Source organism: Clostridium thailandense (genome assembly GCF_019207025.1).
GTDB lineage: Bacteria > Bacillota > Clostridia > Clostridiales > Clostridiaceae > Clostridium_AM > Clostridium_AM thailandense.
In genome coordinates this window covers 1-6587 of sequence record NZ_JAEEGC010000256.1, presented here as the reverse complement: position 1 = coordinate 6587, position 6587 = coordinate 1, and the positions used below count along the sequence as shown (strand labels likewise).

4 protein-coding genes are annotated in these 6587 nt (G+C 32.2%); 1 reads left to right on the top strand and 3 read right to left on the bottom strand.

Annotated features, from left to right (window positions below):
• Window positions 1–57 precede the first annotated feature (57 nt).
• The 3 genes from I6U48_RS29425 to I6U48_RS29415 form a co-directional block, all read right to left on the bottom strand.
• Window positions 58–990: an alpha/beta fold hydrolase gene (locus I6U48_RS29425; RefSeq protein WP_218324069.1), complete on the bottom strand. Its 933-nt coding sequence runs from the start codon at window positions 988–990 to the stop codon at window positions 58–60.
• A 199-nt stretch (window positions 991–1189) separates the two neighbouring features.
• On the bottom strand, window positions 1190–4246 hold the full coding sequence (locus I6U48_RS29420; protein WP_218324068.1) for an efflux RND transporter permease subunit: 3057 nt from the start codon (window positions 4244–4246) through the stop codon (window positions 1190–1192).
• 13 nt (window positions 4247–4259) lie between these two features.
• Window positions 4260–5471 (bottom strand): efflux RND transporter periplasmic adaptor subunit, encoded by a 1212-nt coding sequence (locus I6U48_RS29415; protein ID WP_218324067.1) that lies wholly within the window; start codon window positions 5469–5471, stop codon window positions 4260–4262.
• A 202-nt stretch (window positions 5472–5673) separates the two neighbouring features.
• Between I6U48_RS29415 and I6U48_RS29410 the strand changes: the two genes are divergently transcribed.
• Window positions 5674–6312 (top strand): TetR/AcrR family transcriptional regulator, encoded by a 639-nt coding sequence (locus I6U48_RS29410; protein WP_218324066.1) that lies wholly within the window; start codon window positions 5674–5676, stop codon window positions 6310–6312.
• The last annotated feature ends 275 nt before the right edge of the window (window positions 6313–6587 follow it).

The following is a 6587-nucleotide window of genomic DNA, read 5'->3' as shown; positions in this document are numbered from 1 at the left end:
TTTGACTATGGGTGTCTATATTATTTAATGCTTTGAATAATTTACAAAATGATTATATTATTTTTCAATAATGCTATTCATAAAATCTATCATTTCATCTTCAACTTTATCCCTAATATCACGATAGTTATGTATTTCATGTCGTTTTCCTGGATAAACTTTTGTTTTTACCTTATGCCCTGTTTCTGCAAGCCAATTAGATACAGCATAAACACCTTCTCCATACTGCCCAACTGGGTCCTGATCTCCAGCCATATTATAAACATGAATTGATGTTGGTACCCTTTCTGCCCACTGAGTTCCAACAATAGTATCCATCATCATAACAAAATAGTATAACGAACGTACATTAGGCGGAGTTTTAAAGTTATTGAATGGGTCATTTGCATGGTCTGCTACCACATCAGGGTCGCCACAAATCCAGTCATTGGCTGTAATAAGATTTTCACAACGCTCTGTCATCCACCCTAGAAGCTTGTTCAAAGAATCTAGATCAGTTTCCTCTCCCTTACCTTCATCTATTTGCTTTTTCAAAATTGGCACAAGTTCAGCAGCATTTGGAAATACGCCAGAGGTTCCGCATAAAATTAAGCCATCGATTCCTTTTCCATAAGCAGCAGCATAACATCTGGCAATCATTGATCCCATACTATGTCCATATATAAAATAAGGTAAATCAGGATATTCTTCTTGTACAATTTTGCGAAGTGTATGTTCATCTTCTGCCATTGTCATATAGCCTTTATCGCCCCAATCACCCCAGTTACCTGAATCATACGCTGTCTTTCCATGTCCCACATGATCATCCGCTGCAACTACAAACCCCGCTTCATTTAACCTTAATATCATATGTAAATATCGACGTGAATGCTCACCAAATCCATGTATAAGTTGAACGATTCCGCGAGGTTTGCGAATCGGAGTATAAATCCATGCTTGTATTGTGTCTTTTTGATTAAATGATTTAAAGCTTTTTTCTTTGAATGACATAATACCCCTCCTAAAAAATATACTATTTTTACTTTTATAAATATTCCAAATATTATATACACTGATTATACTTCATTTATCCTATACATTCAACATTTTGCAAATATTGTAATATTGTACGTGTACATATTTTTGAACGTCATCCATCTTGGAAATTAAGTTATAAAAAGTGGAAAATGTCATAATGCCTTATGAATTCTTAAATACATTCTGTATTCTTATTTTTTAATCTTTCTTCTAATTTAGTATTTACTAAAGAATATACTACTGGAACAACAATAAATGTAAGGAACGTAGCACTTAAAAGACCAAACATTATAGTTACGGACATAGGCCCAAACAATGCACTCTTAGAAAAAGCAAGTGGTATAAGTGCTGTAATAGTTGCTGTAGAACTTAGTATTATTGGCCTGAATCTTTGACTTACAGCATGCAGACATGCCTCATCTATTGAAAGTCCTTCCTTTCTCCCCTCAATTATATACTCTATAAGTAAAATTGCATTTCTTATAACTACTCCAATCAAACTTATTATTCCCATTACGGCAGTTAGTGACAAAGGCATTCTAAATATCAATAGTCCTATTGCTACTCCCATAAGTGATAATGGAAGAGAGCACATTATTATGAGTGGCTGTATAAACGAATTAAATTGAACAAATAAAAGGACATAGATTATTATTATAGTACACGCTCCTGCTACTGCAAGGCTTGTAAAATTCTTTTGTATTTGATGCTTTTCACCATCATAGATAACATTTACTCCGTTTAAGTCCATTTTATTTATCTTTTCATTTAATGTATCTTCAATATTTACAGCATTATAACCTGTTTTTATATCGCTATATATCGTTACTGTTTTGTCCTTCTTATAATGCTTTATTTGATCTAGTTGTGAGTCAAGCTTAATAGATGCTATTTGCGACAAGATTACCTTATTCCCTGTTACAGAAGACTTAATCTGTAGATTCTCTAATTCTTTTACTGAAGCAATATTAGTTTTAACTAATATATCATATTCACTGCCGTTCTTTCTATAAACAGAACTTGAGTATCCTTTTAATGCAATATTTATCTGCTTAAGCACATCTGATTTTAACACCCCAAGCTGTGATGCCTTAGTGGTATCTATATTTACTTCATATTCAAAAGTCTTCTTAGCAGCATCATCTCTCACATTTAGAGTACCCGGTATAGCTTTTAACTCTTGCTGTATTTTCTCTGAAGATGCATAAATTTTGTCTAGATCATCTCCAGTAAGTCTTAGGCGAATAGGTGCCCCTATTGGTTGAGCTTGTTCTAAAAGCTTTACTGTGACTGTACCTCCAGAAATCTTGCTATCTAATTGATTTTGTATATTCTGAGCTAGTTCTTCTCTAGTATTAAACTTCTTGGTTTTATTTGTGTCTACCTTTACCATAATCTGAGCTGTATCTTTTGCTGGTGCCACTGTAGGTAAAGTAATGTAGAACTTAGGCAATCCACCACCTATAGCTGAAGTATAACTTACAACTTCTTTTTGTGATTTCAACACCTCCTCTACCTGCTTTACAAGATTAGCTGTACTATTTATGTCTTCAACTTTCTCATTAGAGATATCTATATAAACTATATCTTTATCTGCATGTGGGAAAAATTGCATTCCTAAAGTTTTCATTAATATCATAGATACTGCAAATACTCCTACTGCCGCTAAAATAACCTTTCTTTTATGTTTAAGTCCATATTCCAGAAGTTTATGGAACATCCTGCGAACCTTACTTTCCTTGTTAACATTTTTACTTTTTCTGAAAATCAAGGATGACATAGCCGGTGTAACAAGCAGAGCCGATAAATATGAGCAAGTTACACATATCATTACTACTTGAGGTAAAGTTCTTAAAAATTCTCCTACTGCTCCTGGTATTGTAAGTAGCGGTGAAAAAGCACCTACAATAATTAATGTAGAAGTAAACACAGGTACAAACAGCTTCTTTATTCCATTAAAAGCAGCAGCATCTCCTGTCATTCCCTCATCTATTCCAACCTGTATGACATCCCCTATTACAATAGCGTCATCCACCAGTATTCCAAGTGCTATAATAAGTGCAGTAGTAGACATTTGTTGTATTTTAATTCCAAGTGCATACATTACAAGAAAAGACATTCCTATGGATATTGGAATAACTGCAGATACTACCATAGCATTTCTTAATCCCATTCCTAAAAGAACTGTTATAATTACAAGAATAACACCTTCCCTAAGGTTTTTAATGAAGAAGGAAACTGAATCATTTACCTCTTTAGGTTGGAAGGTAACTTCCTCTATATTTAGATCCTTCGGCATCTGTTTTTTTATAGTATCCAACTTTTTCTTTACATCATCACCTATTAAAACTATGTTCTTATTATCCTGAAAATAACCTGCCAGAAGCACTGTATTGACACCATTATCAGTGAATTTATAACTTGAGTCATCATCATAATCCATATATACTTTTGCTATATCCTTTATCTTTACAGTTTCTCCACTGCTCGAAGATACCCCTACAATAGTATTTTGTATTTCCTGCAGTGAGTTAAAGGAACCTGGGGTTTGAACTTTTATTTTTCCAGTACTCAAATTCAATGATCCTGATGGAATATCTATGTTTTGTGCTTTTAATACACTACATACATCTTCGATTGAAATACCATACTTATTTATTTTGCTCCAATCTACTTCTACTTTTACTTGTTTATCCTGCTTTCCTTTTATATCAAATCTAGAAACGCCACTGACACTGGTTAACTCTTTCTTTATATCCTCTGCATAGTTTCCTAATTGTTCATAAGTATAATTTTTACCTGATATACTTATAATCATACCGGCGGTTTCCGTAAGTTTTGTATCTATTTGACTATCCTGACATCCATCTGGCAGTTCAGATTTTAAATCTTTAATTTTATCCCTCAAATCCCTCCAAGCCTTATCTTTATCTACATCATTGTTTAAATAAACGATAACTATGGAAGCGCTATTTTTCGAAAAGGATTCTACATAATCATAACCACCTATTTCTTCTACTTTTTCTTCAATTTTTTTTGTAACCAGCTTTTCTATATCACTGGAAGAAGCTCCAGGATAAATTGTAGTAATCATAGCTGCTGGTGATGAAACATCCGGACTTTCTTGTTTAGGGATAATATAGTAACAATAGAAACCACTTATAACGATTATAGCCACTAAAAATAGTATTATTTTTTTATTTTTTATGGCTGCTTTAATTAGACCCATAATAGTTCCTCCTTTACTTTATAGAAACCTGATATCCAGCTTTTATATTTTTCATTCCCTCAACAACAAGTTTGTCTCCAACTTTTAAACCTTCTACAGAAACTCTATCTTCATTGGTATCACCTAAAGTAACATTTTTTCTAACAGCATGACCACTTTCTACTACATAAACATAGTCTTCTCCATCATTTAAAATGCTGTTAATAGGAATCCATGTTGAATTCTTTTCTCCTATACCAATATAAACTTTTACTGTTTCACCTACATAAAACTTATTATTATCTATTGGAGTCAAAAGCCTAATTTCTGCACTATAGGTTCCTGATTGCTTGTCCGCCATTTGAACTATATTTATAATTTCTCCATCAACTTCAGTATCATTAATTTTAACCTTTGCCTTTGTTCCAATCTGTACTTTTTTCACATCATCACTTGATAATCCCACTGTAACAACTTGATTTTCACTTCTAAATAAAACAACTGGATTACCAGCCGCCTGCATTTCCCCTTCTTTGCAAAGTACATCTACTACATAGCCATCACTGTCTGCAGCTAAATTTGCATCTTGAAGCAGGTTGACTTTTGAATCATAATTAGCTTTTGCCATATTTACCTGAGCTAGTAAAGCTTGTTTATCCTCTTCTCTAGAGCCATTTTGAAGTTGTTCTAAGCTTTGTTTTGCACTGTTTAAAGCACTCTCATAGCTGTCCATCTGAAGCTTAGCTCCATCAAGCTGCTGCTTTGCAACTGCTCCAGATTCATATAACTTAACATTCTTGTCATATAAGTCCTTATAATAGTTATAGTTATCTTGTGCACTTTTTACAGCTATCTCAGCTCTATTTACATCTTCTGCCTGTGCTCCATTTACTGCTTTATCATATTGTGCAGAGGCTGAATCCATTTGAGATTTGGCTGCTTGTACTGCAAAATTCAAATCATTTTTATCAAGTTCCACTAAGTTATCTCCTTTCTTTACATGTTGTCCCTTGGATACATGTATTTTTGAAATCTTAGCTGAACTTTTAAAGGAAAGCTTTCTCACTTCACTTCCTCCAGTTATTCCTTCATACTCCAAAGAAATAGGGAAACTTTCGTCTTTAACCTGTAAGACTTTCACTGGATAAGTTTTTGTATCAGACTTTTCTGCATAGGACTTTCCACAGCCACTTAGCAAAGTAATACTTAGAAATAATGAACAAATAGTCATCATTTTATTTTTCATTTTATACCTCCAAACTTGCAAATACATTATGAATAATTAGTCGCGAACGATTAGACGCGACCACTAGGTCTCTTTAAATTAAAATACCATTTTCATCATATACTGTCAATATATATTTGAGGCAAGTTTATCCTTTTGTAAATTTATATGTTTACAGTTAATTAATTCTTATGTAGAATATCACTAGATGGAGGTGTTACGAATGCCTAATAAAACTTTTTTTAATTTACCAAAGGAAAGACAGGAAGAAATCATAGAAATATGTGTTAAAGAATTTTCAACTCACGATTATGATTCAGCTTCTTTAAACAGAATTATAGAAAATTTAGGAATTGCAAAAGGAAGTTTTTATAGATATTTCGATAATAAAACTGATTTATATGAATTTCTTGTTGATTATGTATTAGAAAAAAAAATAAGCTACATAACAGATTTTTATGAATATGAAATTGAAAGCTGTTGTATTGACATTGCCCAAAAGATTATATATCGTTTAATAGAATTTGATTTTACTTATTTTAATTACAGCAGTTTCATTCTTTCTTTTATAAATACCAAAGATTTTAATAAATGGGGATGCAGAAACAATAAACCTGCACATAATATTATCATTGATCTTCAAAAAAAGGGATTAATTAGAATGGACATCGACATTGATATTATAGAATTTAGATTATTTAGAAATCTGATTCTTCTAAGAGATTTTATAATTGATAAATTAAATATACCAACTGAGGATTTATATCTAGGAAAAGCTACTTATAAAAAATATGAAAAGTCCATAAAAATTCTTACTGACCAATATTATGATGTGCTCGCAAATGGACTAAAAATGCAGTAAAAAAATATAATAGACTAGATTCTATGCATAGATGAGTTAATATAGAAACTTCTTTATCATTCTTAGTTCAGCATTTTAAAAAGTCTTATGAATGGTGCTGTCGCACTATATAAACATCCAAGGCCGAAGGTAAACTTATATGCAGGGATATATTTACATTCTGGAAGACACATTTAAATACTTTTGATACAAGTCTTAGCTCATATTTTGAAAAATCTTAGAAGATTTGATTGTTTGAGCAGAGCAAGTTATCAAAGATTCTTAGCTTTTTTAAA